At 71.5% G+C, this 20808-nt stretch carries 16 protein-coding genes and 1 pseudogene; 6 read left to right on the plus strand and 11 right to left on the minus strand.

Features of this window, described 5'->3' with window-relative positions; all coding sequences use genetic code 11:
* Positions 1–102, plus strand: a pseudogene (locus tag HW837_RS49140) (rodlin); the annotation flags it as partial.
* Between the two features lie 88 nt (positions 103–190).
* On the opposite strand, the gene HW837_RS37995 reads toward HW837_RS49140, so the two are convergent.
* The gene (locus HW837_RS37995; RefSeq protein ID WP_045557621.1) at positions 191–2116 is read right to left on the minus strand and encodes an AMP-dependent synthetase/ligase; all 1926 of its coding nucleotides are present in this window, start codon (positions 2114–2116) and stop codon (positions 191–193) included.
* A 119-nt stretch (positions 2117–2235) separates the two neighbouring features.
* Here HW837_RS37995 and HW837_RS38000 point away from each other — a divergent pair, with 119 nt between their 5' ends.
* On the plus strand, positions 2236–2874 hold the full coding sequence (locus HW837_RS38000; protein ID WP_093790971.1) for a chorismate mutase: 639 nt from the start codon (positions 2236–2238) through the stop codon (positions 2872–2874).
* A 41-nt stretch (positions 2875–2915) separates the two neighbouring features.
* Here the strand turns inward: HW837_RS38000 and HW837_RS38005 are convergent, their stop codons facing one another.
* From HW837_RS38005 to HW837_RS38015, 3 genes are all read right to left on the minus strand, one after another.
* Complete coding sequence (locus HW837_RS38005; RefSeq protein WP_045557623.1) at positions 2916–4562, minus strand: vWA domain-containing protein; 1647 nt, start codon at positions 4560–4562, stop codon at positions 2916–2918.
* A gap of 169 nt (positions 4563–4731) precedes the next feature.
* Positions 4732–5628, minus strand: a complete 897-nt coding sequence (locus tag HW837_RS38010; protein WP_045557624.1) for an ABC transporter permease — start codon at positions 5626–5628, stop codon at positions 4732–4734.
* Positions 5625–8282: an alpha/beta fold hydrolase gene (locus HW837_RS38015; protein WP_045557625.1), complete on the minus strand. Its 2658-nt coding sequence runs from the start codon at positions 8280–8282 to the stop codon at positions 5625–5627. The genes HW837_RS38010 and HW837_RS38015 overlap by 4 nt, the downstream gene beginning before the upstream one ends.
* 252 nt (positions 8283–8534) lie before the next feature.
* On the opposite strand from HW837_RS38015, the gene HW837_RS38020 reads away from it, so the two are divergent.
* On the plus strand, positions 8535–8711 hold the full coding sequence (locus tag HW837_RS38020; RefSeq protein WP_159040881.1) for a hypothetical protein: 177 nt from the start codon (positions 8535–8537) through the stop codon (positions 8709–8711).
* A gap of 85 nt (positions 8712–8796) precedes the next feature.
* Here the strand turns inward: HW837_RS38020 and mmsA are convergent, their stop codons facing one another.
* The 5 genes from mmsA to iolC are packed head-to-tail and all read right to left on the minus strand — an operon-like array spanning position 8797 to position 14931.
* The gene (mmsA, locus tag HW837_RS38025) at positions 8797–10299 is read right to left on the minus strand and encodes a CoA-acylating methylmalonate-semialdehyde dehydrogenase (RefSeq protein WP_045557626.1); all 1503 of its coding nucleotides are present in this window, start codon (positions 10297–10299) and stop codon (positions 8797–8799) included.
* A gap of 16 nt (positions 10300–10315) precedes the next feature.
* Positions 10316–12217: a 3D-(3,5/4)-trihydroxycyclohexane-1,2-dione acylhydrolase (decyclizing) gene (iolD, locus tag HW837_RS38030; RefSeq protein WP_093790973.1), complete on the minus strand. Its 1902-nt coding sequence runs from the start codon at positions 12215–12217 to the stop codon at positions 10316–10318.
* Positions 12214–13062 carry a 5-deoxy-glucuronate isomerase gene (iolB, locus tag HW837_RS38035; RefSeq protein ID WP_045557628.1) on the minus strand — a complete coding sequence of 283 codons (849 nt, stop codon included), beginning with the start codon at positions 13060–13062 and terminating at the stop codon, positions 12214–12216. The genes iolD and iolB overlap by 4 nt, the downstream gene beginning before the upstream one ends.
* 7 nt (positions 13063–13069) lie before the next feature.
* Positions 13070–13942: a Cgl0159 family (beta/alpha)8-fold protein gene (locus HW837_RS38040; protein WP_093791020.1), complete on the minus strand. Its 873-nt coding sequence runs from the start codon at positions 13940–13942 to the stop codon at positions 13070–13072.
* 38 nt (positions 13943–13980) lie between these two features.
* The gene (iolC, locus tag HW837_RS38045; RefSeq protein ID WP_045557630.1) at positions 13981–14931 is read right to left on the minus strand and encodes a 5-dehydro-2-deoxygluconokinase; all 951 of its coding nucleotides are present in this window, start codon (positions 14929–14931) and stop codon (positions 13981–13983) included.
* Positions 14932–15056: 125 nt separating this feature from the next.
* Here iolC and HW837_RS38050 point away from each other — a divergent pair, with 125 nt between their 5' ends.
* From HW837_RS38050 to HW837_RS38060, 3 genes are all read left to right on the plus strand, one after another.
* On the plus strand, positions 15057–15974 hold the full coding sequence (locus tag HW837_RS38050; protein ID WP_193382438.1) for a sugar phosphate isomerase/epimerase family protein: 918 nt from the start codon (positions 15057–15059) through the stop codon (positions 15972–15974).
* A 338-nt stretch (positions 15975–16312) separates the two neighbouring features.
* Positions 16313–16516 (plus strand): helix-turn-helix transcriptional regulator, encoded by a 204-nt coding sequence (locus HW837_RS38055; RefSeq protein WP_045557632.1) that lies wholly within the window; start codon positions 16313–16315, stop codon positions 16514–16516.
* Between the two features lie 63 nt (positions 16517–16579).
* Positions 16580–17170, plus strand: coding sequence for a GNAT family N-acetyltransferase (locus HW837_RS38060; protein WP_045557633.1), 591 nt, complete (start codon positions 16580–16582; stop codon positions 17168–17170).
* Here HW837_RS38060 and HW837_RS38065 read toward each other — a convergent pair.
* Both HW837_RS38065 and HW837_RS38070 read right to left on the minus strand, forming a co-directional pair.
* Positions 17151–18194 (minus strand): zinc-dependent alcohol dehydrogenase family protein, encoded by a 1044-nt coding sequence (locus HW837_RS38065; protein ID WP_193381083.1) that lies wholly within the window; start codon positions 18192–18194, stop codon positions 17151–17153. The genes HW837_RS38060 and HW837_RS38065 overlap by 20 nt on opposite strands.
* 240 nt (positions 18195–18434) lie before the next feature.
* Positions 18435–20663 carry an MMPL family transporter gene (locus tag HW837_RS38070; RefSeq protein ID WP_193381082.1) on the minus strand — a complete coding sequence of 743 codons (2229 nt, stop codon included), beginning with the start codon at positions 20661–20663 and terminating at the stop codon, positions 18435–18437.
* Between the last annotated feature and the right edge of the window lie 145 nt (positions 20664–20808).

Consider the following 20808-nt stretch of genomic DNA (forward strand, 5'->3'; position numbering starts at 1 on the left):
TGCACCGAGAACTCCACCCAGGCCAAGGGTGACGAGCCGCTGTCGCACATCCTGTCCGACATCCCGATCCTCTCGGACAACGGCAACGGCGGCGGCAAGTAGCCCCCACGCCACCACCGGACAGCGAAAGCGGGTCGCCGAGCATCGGCGGCCCGCTTTCCTGTGCGCGCAGGGGTGCCACGCCCCCGGCTCACTTCCTGGCGTACAGCGATTCGATCGCCGCCGCGTACGCCGCTGTGACCGCGTGGCGTTTGACCTTCATGGAGGGGGTGAGCAGGCCGTTCTCCTCGCTGAACTCGCCTTCCACCAGTTTGAACTCGCGGATGGACTCGGCGCGGGAGACGGCCTGGTTGGCGTAGTCGACAGCCTGTTGGACGTCGGCGCGCATCCGGGGGTCGGTGACGATCTCGGCGAGCGGGGTGTCCGGGGACATGCCGCGGACGTGCAGCCAGTGGGTGACGTCCTCGGGGTCGAGGGTGATGAGGGCGGCGACGAAGGGGCGGTTGTCGCCGACGACGATGCACTGCCCGACCGGGGGACGGCTGCGCAGCCGGTCCTCCAGGACGGCCGGGGAGACGTTCTTGCCGCCGGAGGTGACGAGGATGTCCTTCTTGCGGCCGGTGATGGTGAGGTAGCCGTCGTCGTCGAGGGCGCCGAGGTCACCGGTGGCGAACCAGTCGTCGGTGAGGGCGGCGTCGGTGGCGACCGGGTTGTTCCAGTACGTGCCGAAGACGATGGCGCCCTTGATGAGGACCTCCCCGTCGTCGGCGATGCGGACGGCGGTGCCGGGGACGGGCTGGCCGACGGTGCCGGGGCGGGGCTTCAACGGCGGGACGATGGTGGCGGCGGCGGTGGTCTCGGTGAGGCCGTAGCCCTCGTAGACGATGATCCCGGCGGCGTAGAAGAACAGGTTGAGGTCGCGGTCGAGGGGGGAGCCGCCGCTGATGGCGTACCGCATGCGGCCGCCCAGCTCCCTGCGGACGCGGCGGTAGACCAGCAGGTCGTACAGGGCCCAGGCGGCGTACAGGCCGGGGGTCGGGCCGGGGCCCCGGTCCAGGAACTTGTCGAGGTAGGCGCGGGCGAAGCGGACGCCGAGGCGGTGGGCGCGGTCGAAGGAGGCGCCCCGGCCGAGGCGTTCGGCGGTGGCGCGGCCGGTGGCGTGGATCCGCTCGAAGAGGTACGGGACGCCGACCAGGAAGGTGGGGCGGAACTTCTTGAGCGCGGGCCGCAGTTCGTCGGGCTTGATGCTCGGGCAGTGGCCGATCTCGATGCGGGCCAGGAGACAGGCGATCTGGATGGTGCGGCCGAGGATGTGGGCGAGGGGGAGGAAGAGGAGGGTGGAGGCGACCTGGCCGGAGATCTCCTTGAAGATCGGGTGGAGCAGTTCGACCGTGTTGGCGGCCTCCGCGTGGAGGTTGGCGTGGGTGAGGACGCAGCCCTTGGGGCGGCCGGTGGTGCCGGAGGTGTAGCAGATGGTCGCCGCCGTGTCGGGGGTGAGGGCGGCGCGGCGCTTGGTGACCTCGTCGTCGGGGACACCCCGGCCGAGGTCGGCGAGGTGGGCGAGGGCCTCCCGGTCGATCTGCCAGACGTGCGGGGGCTGGGAGTGGCGGGCGGTGGCGGTGGCGACGGCCTCCGCGTTCTCGGGGGTCTCCACCACCACGAAACGGGAGCCCGAGTCGCGGACGATCCACTCGATCTGGTCCGGCGAGGACGTGGCGTAGACGGGGACGGACTGGCCGCCGGCCGCCCAGACGGCGAAGTCGACGACGGTCCACTCGTAGCGCGTACGGGACATCACCGCCACCCGGCCGCCGGGTTCGAGGCCGGCGGCGATCAACCCCTTGGCGGTGGCGGCGACTTCACGGGCGAAGGCGGCGGCGGTGACCGGGTGCCAGGTGCCGTGGCGGTCGGCGCGGCGCAGGACGACCGCGTCCGGGGCCTCCGTCGCGTTGCGGAAGGGAAGATCGGCGATGCTGCCACTGGTGGGCTGCGGGGCGAGGGCGGGCGTGCGCGCCTCACGGACGACTCCCCGCGCGTCCTTGACGACCTCGACCTCGACCCGGTCGAGCAGGGCGCCGCGCTGCTTCGCCCGGTTCAGGTCCTTGCGTACGCCCATCACGGCTCCCGAGGCCGACCCCTACATTACTGGCGAGTCAACTTACCCGTAAGTAAGAGATTTTCAAGGGTTTCGCCCCACTCCGGAGGCGGGTGGGGCACGTGTGATAGGCGTGGATCATGCGCCCCCCACGCCTCAGGTCCGTCCTGATATCCGTCGTATCCGTCTGCGTCTCGTCCGCCGTGGTGCTGACCGGTGTCGCACCGGCCGCCGCCGATTCCTCTTCCACTCCCCCTCGTACGGTCGCGGGCGCCCGGTCGCTCACCGTGCTGACCGATCTGTTCGCCGAGCGGCTGCTCGTGGCGGACAAGGTCGCGGCGGCGAAGTACGGGACGGCCACGCCGATCGACGATCCCGTGCGGGAGAAGGCGATCCTGGACGACGTGGCGGCGCGGGCCGTCGGGCTCGGCCTCGATCCGGACGCCGTCACCGCGGTCTTCCGGGACCAGATCGAGGCCAACAAGCTGGTGCAGCGCGGTCTTTACGCACGGTGGGACGCGCACCCCGAGGAGCGGCCCACCGAGCGGCCCGATCTGGTGAAGGAGGTGCGGCCGGTGCTCGACCGGATCACCACCGAGGTGCTGAGCGCGCTCCGGGAGACGGAGTCCTCGCGGGCCGGGGCGTCGTGCGGGCCCCGGCTGCGGGTGGCGGCGGTGCGGTCCGCGGTCGAACACCGGCTGGACCGGCTGCACGGGGAGGGGCTGGCGCGGGCGCTGCCCTCGGTCTGCGCGCCGAGGTCCTACGCCGTCAGCCCCTGACCCATCAGGTCCCAACCCATCAGGTCCTCACCCATCAGGTCCTAACCCATCAGGTTCTCCGCCGTCCTGATCGCCTCGGCCAGGGCGCGGAGGTCCTTGTCCTCGCGGTCCCTCGCCAGATCGTCCGCCCGGTCGCCCAGCCGGTTCAGGGAGGGGCGGGCCGGGAGGTCGGTCCAGCGGCCGTCCGTCTGGCGGAGGGCGTCGGCGAAGTACGCGGCCACGGCGGCGACCTGGAGACCGTACGGTGCGGAGGTCCACAGGCCGCTGTGGACCTCCGAGGCCTCCAGACCGGCCGATTCCTCGTGCGGGGTACGGGTGTCGGGGTCGAGCCAGCGGACGGTGGCGGTGGCGAGGTGACCGGCGTCGGTGCCGTCCTCGGTGCGGACGGCGTAGAGGGCGGTGACCGTGTGGCCGGGGCCGACCTCGCCGCCGTCGACGCGGTCGTCGCGGAAGTCCTCGTCGGCGACCTGCCGGTTGTCGTAGCCGATCAGGCGGAACTCCTCGACCGTCGCCGGGTCGAAGGAGACCTGGACCTTGGCGTCGCGGGCGGTGAGGTCGACGTGGCGCGGGAGTTCCTCGCAGAAGACCTCCTCGGCCTCCTCCTCGGTGGACACGTAGGTGGTGTGGCCGTCGCCCCGGTCGGCGAGCTGTTCCATGAGGTCGTCGCCGTAGTCGCTGCCGACACCGACGCCGAAGAGGGTGATGCCGTGCTCACGGCGTTCGCCGGCGATGCGTTCGAGGATGGTGTCGGCGTCGGTGGCGCCGGTGTTGGCGAGGGCGTCGGAGAGCAGGACGACCCGGTTCGTCGCGCCCTTGCGCAGGCCCTCGACGGCGGTCTCGTAGCCGGTCTCGACGCCCGCCGCGAGGTTGGTGGAGTCGGTGGGCTCCAGGCTGTCGACCGCGTCCAGGATCTCGTCCCGGTCCTCGTCGAGGCGGGTCATCGGCAGCACGGTCTCGGCCTCGTCGCTGAAGGTGACGATGGCGACCGAGTCGTCGTCGCGCAGCCGGTTCGTCATCGTGCGCAGGGCGTCCTGGGCGAGGTCGAGGCGGCCCGGTTCGGCCATCGAGCCGGAGACGTCGATGACGAAGGTGAGGGCGGCGGGCGGGCGTTCGCGGTCGCCCCCGGCGGCCCGGGTGGCGAGGCCGACGCGGACCAGGGACCAGGGCCCGTCCTCGCCGGTGGTGCGGGCGCCGTCGACGGTCACCGAGAAGCCGTCGCCGTCGGGGCGTTCGTAGTCCTGGCGGAAGCTGTTGACGAACTCCTCCGGGCGGACGGTCGACGGGTCGGGCAGGCTGCCGTCGGCCAGGGTGCGGCGGGCGTAGCCGTAGGAGGCGGTGTCGACGTCGAGGGCGAAGGTGGACAGGTGGTCCTCGGGGGTGGGTGCGATGTCCTCGGACTCCTCGTCCCCCTCCCGCTGTTCACGGGGGCCGGTGCCCTCGGGGGCGGGGGCCGGGAAGCCGTCCGCCTTGCCGCCGTTCCCTCCCCGGTCGTACGAGGAGGAGTTGCCCCCGTCACCGCTGTTGCCGCAGCCGGTGAGGAGCAGGGCGCAGGCCGCGCCCAGGGCGATGAGTGCGGTGCCGGTCCGTCGTCGTGCCGTACGCCTCGATCCCGTACGCCTCGATTCCGTCGGCCTCGATTCCGTCGGCCTCGTCGTCGGCGTGCTCCTGGTATGGCGATACGTGTGCATCCGGGCCCCCTAGCCACGTCGTCCGTCGCCTTGTCGCGGGTTCTCGCAGGCGACTGTTGTGACTGTGACGGCGGTGGGGGCCCGGATGTGCGCCACGGGGAGTTGCGGATGCGTCTCGAAGCGGCCACGGCGGGGGCCCGTCGAGACCGGTGGGTGATCCTCCGGTGACCTAGGAGACGACGTCCTTGCGGCCGAAACCCCTGAAGGCCAGGGCGAACAGGATCAGGGCGTACGTTATCGAGATCGAGACGCCCTGGATCATGTCGGTGTACTCGGGCTGGGGGCGGACGACGTCCAGCCAGGCGTACTGCCAGTGCGCGGGCAGGAAGTCGCGCCAGTCGCCGAGGGCCGTCACCGAGTCGAGCACATTGCCGACGATGGTGAGGCCGACGGCGCCGCCGACCGCGCCCAGCGGCGCGTCGGTCCGGGTGGACAGCCAGAACGCCATACCGGCGGTGACCAGTTGGGACACGAAGATGTACGCCACGGTGATCACCAGGGCCTGCGCGGCGGCGCCCGCGGCGAGTTCACCGCCGGTCGGCAGCTCCAGCGGGCCCCAGCCGTAGGCGGCGGTGCCGACGGCGAGGGCGACGACCGGCAGCAGCACCAGCGCGGCGAGGCTGAGGGTGAGGCCGACGACGAGCTTGGACCACAGCAGCCGGGCGCGGGGCACGGGCGCGGCGAGGAGATAGCGCAGGGAGGACCAGCTGGCCTCCGAGGCGACCGTGTCGCCGCAGAACAGCGCGACGGGGATGACGAGGAGGAAGCCCGCCGCGGCGAAGAGGTTCACCGCGGCGAAGTTCGCGCCGGACGCCGTCGCCGTGTCCATCAGGTTGACCCGGTTGTTGCCCTCACCGGGCGAGCCGCCGACCTGGAAGGCGATCAGCAGCACGAGGGGCAGGGCGAACAGGATGCCGCCCATGACCATGGTGCGTCGGCGCTTCAGCTGGCGGACCAGCTCGACCCGCAGCGGGAGGGTGCGGCCGGCACGGTAGCCGTCGGCGACCTCGACGGGCCGCGTGGACCCGGGTTGTGCGTGCTCGGCACGCTCGGCCAGCGTGCTCATGCGGACTCTCCGATCAGGGTGAGGAAGGCGTCTTCGAGGCGGCGGTGGGGGCCGACCGACGACACGGGGACCTCCAGCCGTACGAGGTCGGCGACCAGGCGCTGGGCGCTGCCGTCGGCGTCGAGGCGGACCACCAGTCCGTCGTCGGCGCGGACGGCCGAGTCGACGCCCGGCAGGGCCGCGATCTTCTCGACGACCGGCTCGTCCACGGGCTCGGACGTGCCGATCAGCAGCGTGTCGCCGGAGCCGACGATCTCGCTCACGGGGCCCGCCTGGACGAGCTGCCCGTGGTCCATGACGACCAGATGCGTACAGGTCTGCTCGACCTCCGCCAGCAGGTGGCTGGAGACGATGACCGTGCGGCCGGCGGCCGCGTACCGGATCATGACCTCGCGCATCTCGCGGATCTGCGGCGGGTCGAGTCCGTTGGTCGGCTCGTCGAGGATCAGCAGGTCGGGCAGGCCGAGCATGGCCTGGGCGATGGCGAGGCGCTGGCGCATGCCCTGGGAGTAGGTGCGGACCGCGCGGGCCAGGGCGTCGCCGAGACCGGCGATCTCCAGGGCCTCGTCGAGGTGCGCGTCCTCGGCGGGGCGGCCGGTGGCGGCCCAGTACAGCTCCAGGTTCTCGCGGCCGGAGAGGTGCGGGAGGAAGCCCGCGCCCTCGACGAACGCGCCGACCCGGGAGAGGACCGGGGCGCCCGGCACGATCGCGTGGCCGAAGACCCGGATCCGGCCGCCGTCGGGCTGGATCAGGCCCATCAGCATGCGCAGGGTCGTCGTCTTGCCCGCGCCGTTCGGTCCGAGCAGGCCGAGGACCTGGCCCTTCTCGACCCGGAAGGAGAGGTCGCGGACGCTGTAGCGGTCGCCGTTCCTGTACTTCTTGCTGAGGTCGGTGATCTCCAGCGGGACCTCGGCGAGCGCCGGGTCGGGGGCCGGGGTGACGATCCGGCGGCGGCCGGTGACCAGCAGGACGGCGGCGATCACGGCGCCGGCGACGGGCAGGTACCAGACCCAGGCGGGCAGCGCGTCCGCGCGGTCGGCCCGGCCGAGGGGCGTGGGCACCTCCAGGTCGCCCTTGAGGGAGACGGTGTACGTCGCCGGGCTCGTCGGCGAGGCGTAGCCGAGGTCGGTGGAGGCGAGGACCAGGCGCAGGCTGTGGCCGTCGTCGAGTTCGTGGTCGATGGCCGGGAGGGTGAGGCGGACGTCCTTGCCGGACTTGGCGCCCTCGACGCGCAGCGGTTCCACGAGCTGGGAGGGCAGGACCTGGGACCTGCCGTCCGGGCCGACGTCGTACACCTTGGCGAAGAGGACGGCGTCGTCGCTGGTCGACTTGATGTGGACCGTGGCCGTGGGCGAGCCGGTGATCTGGAGGTCGTCGGCGACGGGCTTCGACTGGAACGCGGCGAACTGGCCGGGGAAGTCCAGGGAGATGCTGACGCCGAGCGAGGAGAGCTGGGCGAGGCCGCCGCCGGCGCCGAGGCCGGGGAGGGCGGAGATACCGGGCGGGTTGGCGCCGGCCGGGTTCTCGAAGCTCTGCTCACGGCCGGCGAGGGCGATCTTGGTGGGGTCGCTCTCCAGGCCCGGGTAGGTGTCGTCGGTGGTGCCGGCCAGGCGGGGCTCGCCGTCGCCCGAGCCGGTGCCGAGGGTGCGGGTGACGCGGAAGGCGGAGCCGGTGTCGGCGCCCTTGTCGTCCTTGAGGTAGCGGTCGAACCAGGCGTCCGTCCGGGCCTGGACCCGGCTGGTCTCCATGTCGCCGCCGTCGTGGCCGCCGGAGATCCAGTCGACGTCCACGGGAGCGCCGTTGGCCTTGATCGCCTCGGCGGCGGCGTCGGCCTGGCCGAGCGGGAAGAGGGAGTCGGTCTGGCCCTGCATCAGCAGGGTGGGCACCTCGATGCGGTCGCCGACGGCCTCGGGGCTGCGCGCGGCGAGCAGCTTCACGGCCTCCGCGTCGGGTCGTCCCGACTCGGCGACCCGCTGGTACATCTCGCACAGCTGGGTCTCGAACTTCTCGCAGCCCCCGCCGGTGTTGACGAAGAGCCCGGCCCACAGCTTCTTGAAGACGCCGTTCGGGAAGAGGGCGTCCGCCAGGTTCCAGTACGTGATCGCGGGCGCGATGGCGTCGACGCGGTCGTCGTACCCGGCGGTCAGCAGCGCGATCGCGCCGCCGTAGGAGGCGCCGGCCATGCCGAGGCGGGGGTCGCCCTTCTTGTCGAGCTGCACCTCGGGGCGTTTCGCCAGCCAGTCGATCAGTTTCGAGACGTCGGCGACCTCGCCCTCGGGGTCGTTCAGCCCGATCTTGCCGGTCGACTTGCCGAAGCCGCGGGCGGACCAGGTCAGCACGGCGTAGCCGTCACGGGCGAGGGCCTCGGCCTGCTGGCGGACGTCGTTCTTGCTGCCGCCGAAGCCGTGGCCGAGCAGGACGGCCGGGCGGCGGCCGTCACCGCCGGAGGTGAAGTACGAGGTGTCGATGCGTACGCCCTCGGCCGTCTCCATGGCCTGGTCGGCGCGTTTCACCGGCGCCGCTTCGTCCGAGGCGGTGGCCGTCCAGGTGCCCGCGCCGACGAGCACGACGACGGCGGCCACGGCGGCGACGGCCCGCCTCGGCCTCCGCCGCAGCGCTCCGCGCAGGCGCGGCCCGGTCAGTCGAAGATCCATGCGTCAACGGTACGGGGCCCCTACCGTGCCCCAGGGCCCCCTGAGGGGGGAAGAGTGGGACATCCCACGGTCGTACGGGGGGAATTCGGCATACAGCGGGTGCGGTATGCGGGGGCGGCGGACGGACTCGACAGCAACCTGATAAGTCAGCCCTTCAGAGTTGCTTGAAGTTTCACATTGACTCGTGGGGCAGTGATCCAACAAGCTGATGATCTATCGCAACCCCCACTGCGCGAAGGGATCAACGCAGCGATGCAACGACTCATCACCAAGGCCCTGACCACGGCCGCGGTCACCGCCGCCCTGATCGCCACGGCCGTCGGCATCACCTCCACCGACACCGGCCGGACGCCGTCGAACGGTCACTCCGTCTCGGCGGCGTGCTGGCCGAACACCCCGTGCTGGAAGGGTTGGGACGACAGGGGCTAGGTCGGCACGGTCGGCTCCTCCGACCCCCAGGTGACGTGACAGAGGGGGCGGCCGGTGCACGGCCGCCCCCTCGCCACAACAGGGCTCAGTGGTTGCGCGGGAAGCCCAGGTCGACCGCCGACGGGCCGTCGGCCGGGTCGGGCCAGCGGGTGGTTACCACCTTGCCTCGGGTGTAGAAGTGGGTGCCGTCGTTGCCGTAGATGTGGTGGTCTCCGAAGAGGGAGTCCTTCCAGCCGCCGAAGCTGTGGTAGCCGACGGGAACCGGGATCGGGACGTTGACGCCGACCATGCCGGCCTCGACCTCCAGCTGGAAGCGGCGGGCGGCGCCGCCGTCGCGGGTGAAGATCGCGGTGCCGTTGCCGAAGGGGGAGGCGTTGATGAGGGCGATGCCCTCGTCGTAGGTGTCGACCCGCAGCACGGTCAGCACCGGGCCGAAGATCTCGTCCTGGTACGCCTTCGCGGACGTGGGAACCTTGTCGAGGAGGGAGATGCCGATCCAGTGGCCGTCCTCGTGGCCCTCGACCGTGAAGCCGGTGCCGTCGAGGACGACCTCGCAGCCCTCGGCCGCCGCGCCCTCGACGTAGGACGCCACCTTGTCGCGGTGGACCGCCGTGATCAAGGGGCCCATCTCGGACGTCGGGTCGTTGCCGGGGCCGATCTTGATCTTCTCGGCGCGCTCGCGGATCTTCTCCACCAGTTCGTCGCCGATCGCGCCCACGGCCACGACCGCCGAGATCGCCATGCAGCGCTCGCCCGCCGAGCCGTACGCCGCACTCACAGCGGCATCCGCCGCCGCGTCCAGGTCCGCGTCCGGGAGGACCAGCATGTGGTTCTTGGCGCCGCCGAGGGCCTGGACGCGCTTGTGGTTGGCGGAGGCCGTGGTGTGGATGTAGCGGGCGATCGGGGTCGAGCCGACGAAGGAGATCGCCTTGACGTCCGGGTGCTCCAGCAGGGCGTCGACGGCCACCTTGTCGCCGTGGACGACGTTGAAGACGCCGTCCGGGAGACCGGCTTCCGCCAGCAACTCCGCGATCTTGATCGACGCCGACGGGTCCTTCTCCGACGGCTTCAGCACGAACGTGTTGCCGGTCGCGATGGCGATCGGGAACATCCACATCGGGACCATCGCCGGGAAGTTGAACGGAGTGATGCCCGCGACGACACCCAGCGGCTGGCGGATCGAGGAGACGTCCACGCGGCTGGCGACCTGCGTCGACAGCTCGCCCTTCAGCTGCACGTTGATGCCGCAGGCCAGGTCGACGATCTCCAGGCCGCGCGCGACCTCGCCGAGCGCGTCGGAGTGCACCTTGCCGTGCTCGGCGGTGATCAGCTCCGCGATCGCGTCCCGGTTGGCGTCGAGCAGCGCGCGGAAGCGGAACAGGATCTCCGTGCGCTTGGCCAGCGAGGACTGGCCCCAGGTGGCGAAGGCCTCCTTGGCGGTGCGGACCGCCGCGTCGACCTCGTCGACGGTCGCGAAGGCGACCTTGGTGGTGACCGCGCCGGTCGCCGGGTCCGTGACCGGCCCGAACGTACCCGACGCGCCTTCGACGGTCTTGCCGCCGATCCAGTGGTTGACGATCTTCGTCATTCCAGAAACTCCTTGCTTACAGATGGCGGCGTCGGGTTGAGACGTGCCGGTCGTACTCCTCGCGTGCCTTGACCGCCGACGCGCGCGTCGCGGTCTCGGCCACAGGTACATCCCACCAGGCCTGCGCGGGAGGCGGGCCCGACACTGTGTCTGCCGTTTGGGTCTCCACGTAGACACAAGTGGGAGTGTCGGCCGCCCGTGCCTCGGCGAGGGCGGCGCGCAGCTCACGGACGGTCTTGGCGCGCAGGACGCGCATGCCGAGACTGGCCGCGTTGGCGGCGAGGTCCACGGGCAGCGGGGCGCCCGTGAACGTGCCGTCGTCGGGATCGCGGTGCCGGTAGGCGGTGCCGAACCGCTCACCGCCGACCGACTCCGAGAGGCCGCCGATGGAGGCGTACCCGTGGTTCTGCACCAGCAGCACCTTGATCGGGACGTTCTCCTGCACGGCCGTGACGATCTCGGTCGGCATCATCAGATACGTGCCGTCGCCGACCAGCGCCCACACCGGGCGCCCGGGAGCGGCCAGCCGGACACCGATCGCGGCCGGGATCTCGTACCCCATGCAGGAGTAGCCGTACTCCAGGTGGTACTGGTCCCGCGACCGCGTCCGCCACAGTTTGTGCAGGTCACCGGGGAGGGAACCGGCCGCGTTGATGAGGATGTCGGACTCGTCGACGAGCTCGTCGAGGAGGCCGAGGACCTGGGCCTGGGTGGGCCGGGTGTCCGGCTCGTCGGCCTCGTAGCAGGCGTCGACGCGGTGCTCCCAGCGCTGCTTGTCCTCCGTGTACTCGGCGACGTACCCGTCCGCGACCCGGTGGCCGTGCACCTCCAGCGCCTCGGAGAGCGCTTCGAGACCCGCCCGCGCGTCCGCGATCAGCGGCAGAGCGGAGAGCTTGTGGCCGTCGTAGGGCGCGATGTTGAGGTTGAGGAAGCGGACGCCGTCGGCGGCGAAGAGGGTGTTCGAGGCCGTGGTGAAGTCCGTGTATCGGGTGCCGACGCCGATCACCAGGTCGGCGGTGCGGGCGAGTTCGTCGGCGGTCGCCGTGCCGGTGTGGCCGATGCCGCCCACGTCCTGCGGGTGGTCGAAGCGGAGGGAGCCCTTGCCGGCCTGGGTGGAGGCGACGGGGATGCCGGTGGCGTCGGCCAGTTCGGCGAGCGCCTCCTCCGCGCGGGCGTGGTGGACGCCGCCGCCGGCGACGATCAGCGGGCGGCGGGCCGCACGGATCGCGTCGATCGCGCCGGCCAGTTCGGCGACGTCCGCCGCCGGGCGGCGCACGGTCCAGGTGCGCTCGGCGAAGAACTCCTCCGGCCAGTCGTACGCCTCCGCCTGCACGTCCTGCGGCAGGGCGAGGGTCACCGCGCCCGTCTCGACGGGGTCCGTGAGCACGCGCATCGCCTGGAGCGCGGCCGGGATCAGGGCCTCGGGGCGGGTGATCCGGTCGAAGTACCTCGACACCGGGCGCAGCGTGTCGTTGACGCTGATGTCGCCCGCGTACGGCACTTCGAGCTGCTGGAGGACCGGGTCGGCCGGGCGGGTGGCGAAGATGTCGCCGGGGAGCAGCAGGACCGGCAGGTGGTTGATGGTGGCGAGGGCGGCGCCGGTGACCAGGTTGGTGGCGCCGGGGCCGATGGACGTCGTCACGGCGTGCGTCGACAGGCGGTTCGACTGGCGGGCGTAGCCGACGGCCGCGTGCACCATCGACTGCTCGTTGCGGCCCTGGAGATAGGGCATGTCGTCGGCGTACTCGATCAGCGCCTGGCCGAGGCCCGCGACGTTGCCGTGGCCGAAGATGCCCCAGGTCGCGCCGATCAGCCGCCGCCGCTCGCCGTCCCGCTCGGTGTACTGGGCGGACAGGAAGCGGACGAGCGCCTGGGCGACGGTGAGCCGCGCGGTGGCCGTGGTCGTGGTCGGGCTCATCGGTAGCCCTCCGTGTGGTCGGGGTGGAAGCAGATCTGCCACTTCCGCTCGGGGCCGGGGCCCGCCATCACGTTCAGGTAGTACATGCTGTGGCCGGGCTGCGCGATGGACGGGCCGTGCCAGCCGTCGGGCACGAGCACCGTGTCACCGGAACGGACCTCGGCGAGCACCTCGGCGCCGCCCTCGCGGGAGGGCGACACCCGCTGGTAGCCGAAGCCGTGCGGACCGTCGATCTCGAAGTAGTAGATCTCCTCCAGCTCGGTCTCCTCCCCCGGCCGGTTCTCGTCGTGCTTGTGCGGCGGGTACGAGGACCAGTTGCCGCCGGGGGTGATGACCTCGACGGTGATCAGCTTGTCGCACTCGAAGGCGTCGGCGGAGGCGAAGTTGCGGACCTGGCGGGCGCAGGTGCCGCTGCCGCGGTCCTCCACGGGGACCTCCGGCGCGGGGCCGTAACGAGCGGGGAGTCGTCGCTCGCACTTCGCTCCTGCCAAAGCGAAGCGGCCTCCCGCGCCGGAGGCGATCTGTACCCGGGCGTCGCGGGGCGCGTAGACGAAGTCGGAGACTCCGGCGAACACGCTCTCCCTGCCCAGGATTTCGAACTCGGTGCTGCCGCCACCGTCTGAATTGCCCGGTTCCTCCGACACCTGAACCGTACAACCGCCGCTCAGGGACAGCACGATCCACTCACTGTCCTCGGTCGCGAACGTGTGCGAGCCACCCGGCTCCAACTCCACGACGCGCAGGCTGCTGTGGGTCCAGCCGGCCCGCTTCGGGTCGATGTCCACGGCGTACCGGGCGTTCGCGGTGGCGCCCTTGGGTACGTACAGCTCGGTCTTCTGTGTCATGCGGCCCTCACAACAGTCCGACGGCGGTGTCCACGGCGGCGGTCACGTCGTCGTCCGCCGGGTAGAGCAGCGAGCGGCCGACCACCAGGCCCTGCACGGTGGGCAGTTGCAGCGCGCCGCGCCACTTCTCGTACGCGCCCTCCTGGTCCTCGCCGACGTCGCCGCCGAGCAGGACGGCGGGCAGCGTCGCGGTCTCCATCACACGGGCCATGTCGTCGGGGTTCTCGGTGACGGGCACCTTCAGCCAGGTGTACGCCGAACTGCCGCCGAGGCCCGCCGCTATGGCGATCGACCTGGTGACGGCCTCGGCGCTCAGGTCGTTCCTGACCTTGCCGGTGGCCGGGTCGCGGCGGCTGATGAACGGCTCGACGAACACCGGGAGTCGGCGCTCGGCCATGGCGTCCACGGCACGGGCGGTGGACTCCAGGGTGGTCAGGGAGCCCGGGTCGTCGTAGTCGACGCGCAGCAGGAGCTTGCCGGCGTCGAAGCCGAGGCGCTTCATGTCCTCGGGGCGGTGGCCGGTGAAGCGGTCGTCCAGTTCGAAGCTGGCGCCCGCCAGGCCGCCCCGGTTCATCGAACCCATGACGACCTTGCCGTCGAGGGCACCGAGGAGGAGCAGGTCGTCGAGGATGTCGGCGGTCGCGAGGACGCCGTCCACGCCGGGGCGGGACAGCGCGAGGCACAGCCGACCGAGGAGGTCGGCGCGGTTCGCCATGGCGAGCTTGCGGTCGCCGACGGAGAGGGCGCCACGGGCCGGGTGGTCGGCGGCGACGATCATCAGCCGGCCGGAGTCGCCGATCAGGGGGCGCCGGACGCGGCGGGCGGCGGCCTCGGCGATCGCCTCGGGGTGGTGGACCCGGGTGCGGACGAGGGCGGACACGTCGACGGGGCCGAGGGGGCCTGCTTGGCGGGTGGAGGTCACAGCACCGCTCCCGCCGCGACCGCTGTCTCGATCTCTTCCACGGTCGGCATCGCGGAGGAGCACTCCAGGCGGGAGGCGACGATCGCGCCGGCCGCGTTGGCGTACCGCATGATCTTCTCCAGGTCCCAGCCTTCGAGCAGGCCGTGGCAGAGGGAGCCGCCGAAGGCGTCACCGGCGCCGAGGCCGTTGAGGACGTTCACGGGCAGCGGCGGGACCTCGGCGGACTCGCCCTTGCTGTTGACCGCGAGGACCCCCTTGGGGCCCTGCTTGACGACCGCCAGTTCGACGCCGGCGTCGAGCAGCGCGCGGGCGGCGGCCTGCGGCTCGCGGACACCGGTGGCGACCTCGACCTCATCCAGGTTGCCGACCGCGACGGTGGTGTGCCGCAGGGCCTCCTCGTAGAAGGGGCGGGCCTCGGCCGGGTCCTTCCAGAACATGGGGCGCCAGTCGAGGTCGAAGACCGTCGTGCCTGCCCTGGCGCGGTGGGCGAGGGCGGCGAGCGTCGCCGTGCGGCTGGGCTCCTCGCTCAGGCCCGTGCCGGTCACCCAGAAGATCCTGGTTCCGGCGATCGCGTCGAGGTCGAGCTCGTGGGCGTCGATCTCCAGGTCGGGCGCCTTGGGGCGGCGGTAGAAGTAGAGCGGGAAGTCGTCCGGGGGGAAGACCTCGCAGAAGGTGATCGGGGTCGCGAGGCCCGGCACCGGGGTGACCCAGCGGTCGTCCACCCCGAAGTCGCGCAGCGCCTGGTGGAGGTAGTCGCCGAACGGGTCCTCACCGGTGCGGGTGATGACGGCGGTGGAGCGGCCGAGACGGGACGCGGCCACCGCGACGTTCGTCGCCGATCCGCCGAGGAACTTCCCGAAGGACGTCACCTGCGGCAGCGGAACCCCCGTCTGCAACGGGTAGAGATCCACACCGATCCGCCCCATGGTGATCAGGTCGTACGCCATCGAGTTCCCTTCACGCGCCGGTTCCCGTCAAGGTCTAGTCGCGCGGGAGCGACCCTGTCAATACTTTGTCCAGACATTCGGACTACCTATTGACACCCTCAGCTCCGGGGCTGAAGCTGACTCCCATGACGTCGTTGTCACCTCAGTCCTCACTTTCGCGCATCCGAGTCGGCTCGGCGCCCGACTCCTGGGGCGTCTGGTTCCCCGACGACCCCCAGCAGGTCCCCTGGCAGCGCTTCCTCGACGAGGTCGCCGCTTCCGGCTACGAGTGGATCGAGCTGGGCCCGTACGGCTATCTGCCGACCGACCCGGCGGTCCTCGCCGAGGAGACGGCCAAACGCGGCCTGAAAGTGTCGGCCGGCACCGTCTTCACCGGCCTGCACCACGGTCCGGACGTCTGGGAGAAGACCTGGGCGCACGTGGCCGACAACGCGGTCCTCGCGCAGGCCATGGGCGCCAAGCACCTCGTGGTCATCCCGTCGTTCTGGCGGGACGACAAGACGGGCAAGGTGCTGGAGCCCAGCGAACTGACCGTCGAGCAGTGGCGGCACCTCACCCAGCTCACCGAGCGGCTCGGGCGGGAGGTGCGGGAGAAGTACGGCCTCCAGATCGTCGTCCACCCGCACGCCGACACCCACATCGACAGCGAGGAGAACGTCGTCCGCTTCCTGGACGGCACCGACTCCTCCGTGGTCTCGCTCTGCCTCGACACCGGGCACTACGCCTACTGCGGCGGCGACAGCGTCAAGCTGATCGAGACCTACGGCGAGCGCATCGGGTATCTGCACCTCAAGCAGGTCGACCCCGAGATCCTGGCCGACGTGCGGGCGAACGAGGTCCCGTTCGGGCCGGCCGTCGCCCGGGGCGTGATGTGCGAGCCGCCGAAGGGTGTGCCCGAGCTGGGGCTGGTGCTGGCCGCCGCCGCGAAGCTGGACGTGGACCTGTTCGCGATCGTCGAGCAGGACATGTACCCGTGCGAGCCGGACGCTCCGCTGCCGATCGCCCAGCGGACGCGGGCGTTTCTGAGGTCCTGCGGGGCGTAACGCTCCGCTGGGGGCAGGGCGCCGAGAAGCGTCGGGGAACTGCGGGTTGTCGGCGGGCTGCGGGTTCGTCGTGGCTGGTCGCGCAGTTCCCCGCGCCCCCGAAGGGCGCTGCCGTCGGGCCCTTGTCATGAGGTGCTCGGCACTTGTGTCACAAAAGTTCCCCTTCTGTCACGTGTGTCACGTGTACGCGGGTTTTCCGTCACACATGACCCACGAGGGCGCGCGTCGATCACCGAGGGTCGTTGACCGGTCACAGGTTTGTGAATCGCCAGCGCAGCGCCCGGCTCCCCCTACGGCCTTCCCGGCCGCGCCGTGGTGCGCGCAGGGAGGTGCCACTGATGACGACCGACCGACTTCTCTGGTCGTACAAGGACATCGCGGCGCACATCCGTGTGCAGCCCGACACCGTCCGCTCGTACCGCAAACACGGGCTGCTGCCGCCGCCGGACCATGTGGAGAGCGGCAAGCCCTACTGGTACGCCGACACCATCCGCGCCTGGGTCGCCTCCAGACCGGGCAACCGGGGGCGGAAGGTCGACTGAGACGGTCCCTCGTCGCGTTCTATTCGCTTGTCCCCGGGTCCGCGCCTTGTCCAGGATCCGGGGATGAGCCTTTTCGAGAACCCCGTCCTCACCGGTGAGAAGGCCGTGCTGCGGCCGTTCAGGGAGGACGACGCGCCCGTGATGGCGCGCATCCTGGCCGACCCGGAGGTCGTCCGGCTCACCGGCAGCCCGACCGAGAGCTTCGAGCTGGACCGGCTGCGGTCCTGGTACGGCAGCCGCAACGACCAGACCGACCGCCTCGACCTCGGCATCGTGGACCGGGCGAGCGGTGACCTGGTGGGTGAAGCCGTACTCAACGAGGTCGACGAAGCCAACCGCAGCTGTTGCTTCCGGATCCTGATCGGTCCCGGCGGGCAGGACCGGGGGGTGGGCACGGAGGCCGTTCGGCTCACGGTCGGCCATGCCTTCGAGCACATCGGTCTGCACCGCGTCGCGCTGTACGTCTTCACCCACAACCCAAGGGCCCGGCGCGCCTACGAGAAGGTCGGCTTCGTGGCCGAGGGGATCGAGCGGCAGACCCTGTGGCAGGGCGGGGAGTGGATCGACGCCGTGCGGATGTCGATCCTCGCCCCGGAGTGGGCGGCCCATCGGGGGCGACCCGAGGGGGACCGGGTCAGCTCCACGGTTCGATGACCGTCACCCCGCTGCCCGGAGCCGTGCCCATCGCGGCGAGTGCCGTCGGTGCCGCGTCCAGGCCGATCGTCGCGGTCACCAGGAGGTCGGGGCGCAGGACGCCCTCTTCGACCAGCTTCAGCATCGTGGGGTAGGCGTGGGCCGCCATGCCGTGGCTGCCGAGGAGTTCCAGCTCCAGGGCGATCGCGCGGGCCATCGGGACCGGGGTGGTGCCTGTCTCCGAGGGCAGCAGCCCCACCTGGACGTGGCGGCCCCGGCGGCGGAGGCCGTTGACGGAGGCCGCGCAGGTGGCCGGGGAGCCGAGCGCGTCCAGGGAGAGATGGGCGCCGCCGCCCGTGAGGTCGCGGACCGCCTCGGCCGTGTCCTCGACCGCCGACGCGTCCACGCACTCCGCCGCCCCGAACTTCCGGGCCAGCTCCAGGGCCCGGGGCGACACGTCGACGGCGATCACCCGGGCTCCGGACGCCGCCGCCACCATCACCGCCGAGAGGCCCACACCGCCGCAGCCGTGGACGGCGACCCACTCCCCCGCCGCGACGCGGCCCTGCGCCACCACCGCGCGGAACGCCGTGGCGAAGCGGCAGCCGAGCGAGGCCGCCGTGCCGTACGACAGGTCGTCCGGCAGCGCCACCAGGTTCACGTCGGCGTGGTCCAGGGCGACGTACTGGGCGAACGAGCCCCAGTGGGTGAAGCCGGGCTGTGTCTGCCGCTCGCACACCTGCTGGTCGCCGGCCGCGCAGGCGGGGCAGGTGCCGCAGGCGCACACGAACGGGACGGTGATCCGGTCGCCGGGGCGCCAGTTCTTGACCGCCGCGCCGGTGGCCTCGACGGTGCCGGCCAGTTCGTGGCCGGGGATGTGCGGGAGTGTGATGTCGGGGTCGTGGCCCTGCCAGCCGTGCCAGTCGCTGCGACAGAGGCCGGTTGCCTCTACGCGGACGACTACGCCGTGGGGGGTGGGGGTGGGGGTCGGGACGTCTTTTGTCTTGGGCGTCTTTCCGAACTGCTCGAACACTACTGCGCGCATGTGCCCCATCCTTCGAATCGGGGCCGGTGATCGTCGGCGGCCCGGCCCCGGTCAGCATCGCATCGTGGGTGCTTGGGGTTTTCTCGCCCCCGCCGCCCCTACCCGTCCCATCCACCAGGGGGCTGCGCCCCTTCGACCCCCACGCGTCCGTCCGGTGGGGGCTGGTCGCGCAGTTCCCCGCGCCCCTGAAAAAGCAGGGGCTGCGCCCCGTGCTTTTTCAGGGGCGGAAGGCCCGTGGCTTCAGGGGGCCGAATGCGTCGCTACCGGCTCCGGTTCTGGTTGAGGGGTGGGGGTGGGCTTCGGTGGGGCCGCTTCTGTCAGGCCGAACCTGTTGTGGAAGCGGCGTAGTGGGGGTGGAGCCCACCATGTCGCGCGGCCTGTGAGGCGCATGACCGCGGGGACCAGGAGGCTGCGGATGACCATGGCGTCCATGAGGACGGCCAGGGCTATGCCGAGGCCGAGCATCTTCGTGTTGGTGACCCGGGAGGTGCCTATGGCGACCATGACGACGGCGAGGATGACGGCGGCGGCGGTGATCAGCCCGCCGGTGCGCTGGAGTCCGAAGCGGACCGAGGCGGTGTGGTCGCCGGTGTGGTCGTACTCCTCCTTGATGCGGGAGAGCAGGAACACGCCGTAGTCCATGGAGAGTCCGAAGGCCACGCAGAACATCAGGACCGGGAGGGTGGTCTCTATGGAGCCGGGGCTGGTGAAGGCGAGCAGGCCGGAGAGGTGGCCGTCCTGGAAGACCCACACCAGCGCGCCGAACATCGCCGTCAGGCTGAGGGCGTTGAGAAGGACCGCCTGGAGGGGGATCAGCACACTGCCGGTGAGCAGGAAGACCAGGATCAGGGTGACGATCACGATGAAGGAGAGGGCCCAGGGGAGACCGTCCCCTATCGCCGCCTTGGTGTCGACCAGCACCGCCGCCGTGCCCGTCACCGAGGTGTCGAAGGGGGCGTCCGTCGCCCGGATCTCCTCGACCAGGTGCTGCGCGCCCTCGTCGACCGCCTCGCCCTTCGGCTGCACGGTGAAGTAGGCCCAGTCGCCCTCGACCAGGGGACCCTCCACCCTGAGCGCCTCGGGGAGGTCCGCCAGACGCTCCTTGTAGGCGGCGTACTCCGCCTTCGTCGCCTCGCCCTCCGCGAGCACCGACAGGCCGCCGCCGGGAGTGCCCGGGAAGCCCTCGCGCAGATGCTGCTGGACCACGTGCGACTCGGCGGTGGAGGGGAGTTGGCGGTCGTCGGCCGTGCCGAACCTCACCCCCAGGAAGGGCAGGCCGAGGAGAAGCAGACCGGCGGTCGTGGCGACGGCGAAGTACGGGGCGCGGCGCATGACGAGGGCCGCCGTGCGGCCCCAGGCCGCGCCCTCCTCCTTGGCCGGGGAGCCGTCGCCGGTCTTCGGCCCTCGGCGCTTGAACAGCTTGCGCAGGTCCAGGGCGTTGACGCGGTCGCCCAGGAGGACGAGCGCGGCCGGGAGGAGGATCAGGGCCGCTGCCGCCGCCAGCAGGACCACCGCGATGCCCGCGTAGGCGAAGGACTTCAGGAAGTACTGCGGGAAGACCATCATCGCGGCGAGGGAGACGGCGACCGTGAGGGCGGAGAAGAGGACCGTGCGGCCGGCCGTGCGCAGGGTGGTGGCGACGGCCGTCAGGGAGTCTGCGCCGGTGGACAGCTCCTCGCGGAAGCGGCGCACGATGAACAGGGCGTAGTCGATCGCGAGGCCCAGGCCCATGGCCGTGGTGAGGTTCAGGGCGAAGACCGACACGTCGGTGACCTCGGTGAGGCCGCGCAGGATGGCGTTGGTGCCGAGGATCGCGACGATGCCCACGCCGAGCGGCAGCAGGGCGGCGACCGCGCTGCCGAAGACCATGACCAGCAGCACGAGGGTCACCGGCAGGGCGATCATCTCGGCCCGCAGCAGGTCCTCCTGGATGGTCGTCTGCATCTCGTGGCGCACGGCGAGGATGCCGCCGACCTTGACCTCGACCGGGCCGTGCGTGCCGCGCAGCTCGGGGGCGATGCGGTCCAGGGTCTTGTTCACGGCGGTGTCGTCGCCGGTGAGGCGGGCCGCTATCAGTGCCTCGGTCCCGTCCTCCGAGCGCAGCGTCGGGGCGCCGGTCAGCCAGTAGGAGCCGACGCCCGTGACGCCCTTCTCGGCGGTCAGCCGCTCGGTCAGCTCCTTCGCCTCGGCGGCGACGGCCGGGGCGTCGACCGAGGTCTCGCCCGCGTCGACCAGCAGCAGGAAGTTCGGCTGGGAGTCGGGGAACTCGCGCTCCAGAGCCTTGGTCGCGTAGGTGGACTGGGCGGCCGGGTCCTCCCAGCCGCCGCTGCCGAGCCGGTCGGCGACATCGCTGCCCGCGACGACCGCGAGGGCGGTGAGCACCAGGGCGACGAGGAGGGAGAGCCGGGGGCGGGCGGTCACGAACCGGGTCCAGCCTCCGGGTCGGGGTGGCCGGTTGACTTCGGTCATGGTGCGGTGTCCCCTTCACTCTGACTCACTGTGATCCGCGCTGTGATCCACGCTGTGCGCAGCCGGGCAGCAGGAAGCGCCAAGCCATACACTGGCAAACACGAGAGATCGCTCGCGTTTCTCCAGAATGCGAGCGGCCACTCGT

Origin of the sequence: Streptomyces caniscabiei (assembly GCF_014930365.1) — a bacterium.
GTDB classification, from domain to species: Bacteria; Actinomycetota; Actinomycetes; order Streptomycetales; family Streptomycetaceae; genus Streptomyces; species Streptomyces caniscabiei.

Excerpts from the sequence above, each read along its gene's own strand:
- HW837_RS38005 (WP_045557623.1), bottom strand. The coding sequence starts at position 4,562 with ATGCACACGTATCGCCATACCAGGAGCACGCCGACGACGAGGCCGACG.
- HW837_RS38070 (WP_193381082.1), bottom strand. The coding sequence starts at position 20,663 with ATGACCGAAGTCAACCGGCCACCCCGACCCGGAGGCTGGACCCGGTTC.
- HW837_RS38000 (WP_093790971.1), top strand. The coding sequence starts at position 2,236 with ATGCGCCCCCCACGCCTCAGGTCCGTCCTGATATCCGTCGTATCCGTC.
- HW837_RS38010 (WP_045557624.1), bottom strand. The coding sequence starts at position 5,628 with ATGAGCACGCTGGCCGAGCGTGCCGAGCACGCACAACCCGGGTCCACG.
- HW837_RS38065 (WP_193381083.1), bottom strand. The coding sequence starts at position 18,194 with ATGCGCGCAGTAGTGTTCGAGCAGTTCGGAAAGACGCCCAAGACAAAA.
- HW837_RS38050 (WP_193382438.1), top strand. The coding sequence starts at position 15,057 with ATGACGTCGTTGTCACCTCAGTCCTCACTTTCGCGCATCCGAGTCGGC.
- HW837_RS37995 (WP_045557621.1), bottom strand. The coding sequence starts at position 2,116 with ATGGGCGTACGCAAGGACCTGAACCGGGCGAAGCAGCGCGGCGCCCTG.
- HW837_RS38060 (WP_045557633.1), top strand. The coding sequence starts at position 16,580 with ATGAGCCTTTTCGAGAACCCCGTCCTCACCGGTGAGAAGGCCGTGCTG.
- iolD (WP_093790973.1), bottom strand. The coding sequence starts at position 12,217 with ATGAGCCCGACCACGACCACGGCCACCGCGCGGCTCACCGTCGCCCAG.
- iolB (WP_045557628.1), bottom strand. The coding sequence starts at position 13,062 with ATGACACAGAAGACCGAGCTGTACGTACCCAAGGGCGCCACCGCGAAC.
- HW837_RS38020 (WP_159040881.1), top strand. The coding sequence starts at position 8,535 with ATGCAACGACTCATCACCAAGGCCCTGACCACGGCCGCGGTCACCGCC.
- mmsA (WP_045557626.1), bottom strand. The coding sequence starts at position 10,299 with ATGACGAAGATCGTCAACCACTGGATCGGCGGCAAGACCGTCGAAGGC.
- iolC (WP_045557630.1), bottom strand. The coding sequence starts at position 14,931 with ATGGCGTACGACCTGATCACCATGGGGCGGATCGGTGTGGATCTCTAC.
- HW837_RS38015 (WP_045557625.1), bottom strand. The coding sequence starts at position 8,282 with ATGGATCTTCGACTGACCGGGCCGCGCCTGCGCGGAGCGCTGCGGCGG.
- HW837_RS38055 (WP_045557632.1), top strand. The coding sequence starts at position 16,313 with ATGACGACCGACCGACTTCTCTGGTCGTACAAGGACATCGCGGCGCAC.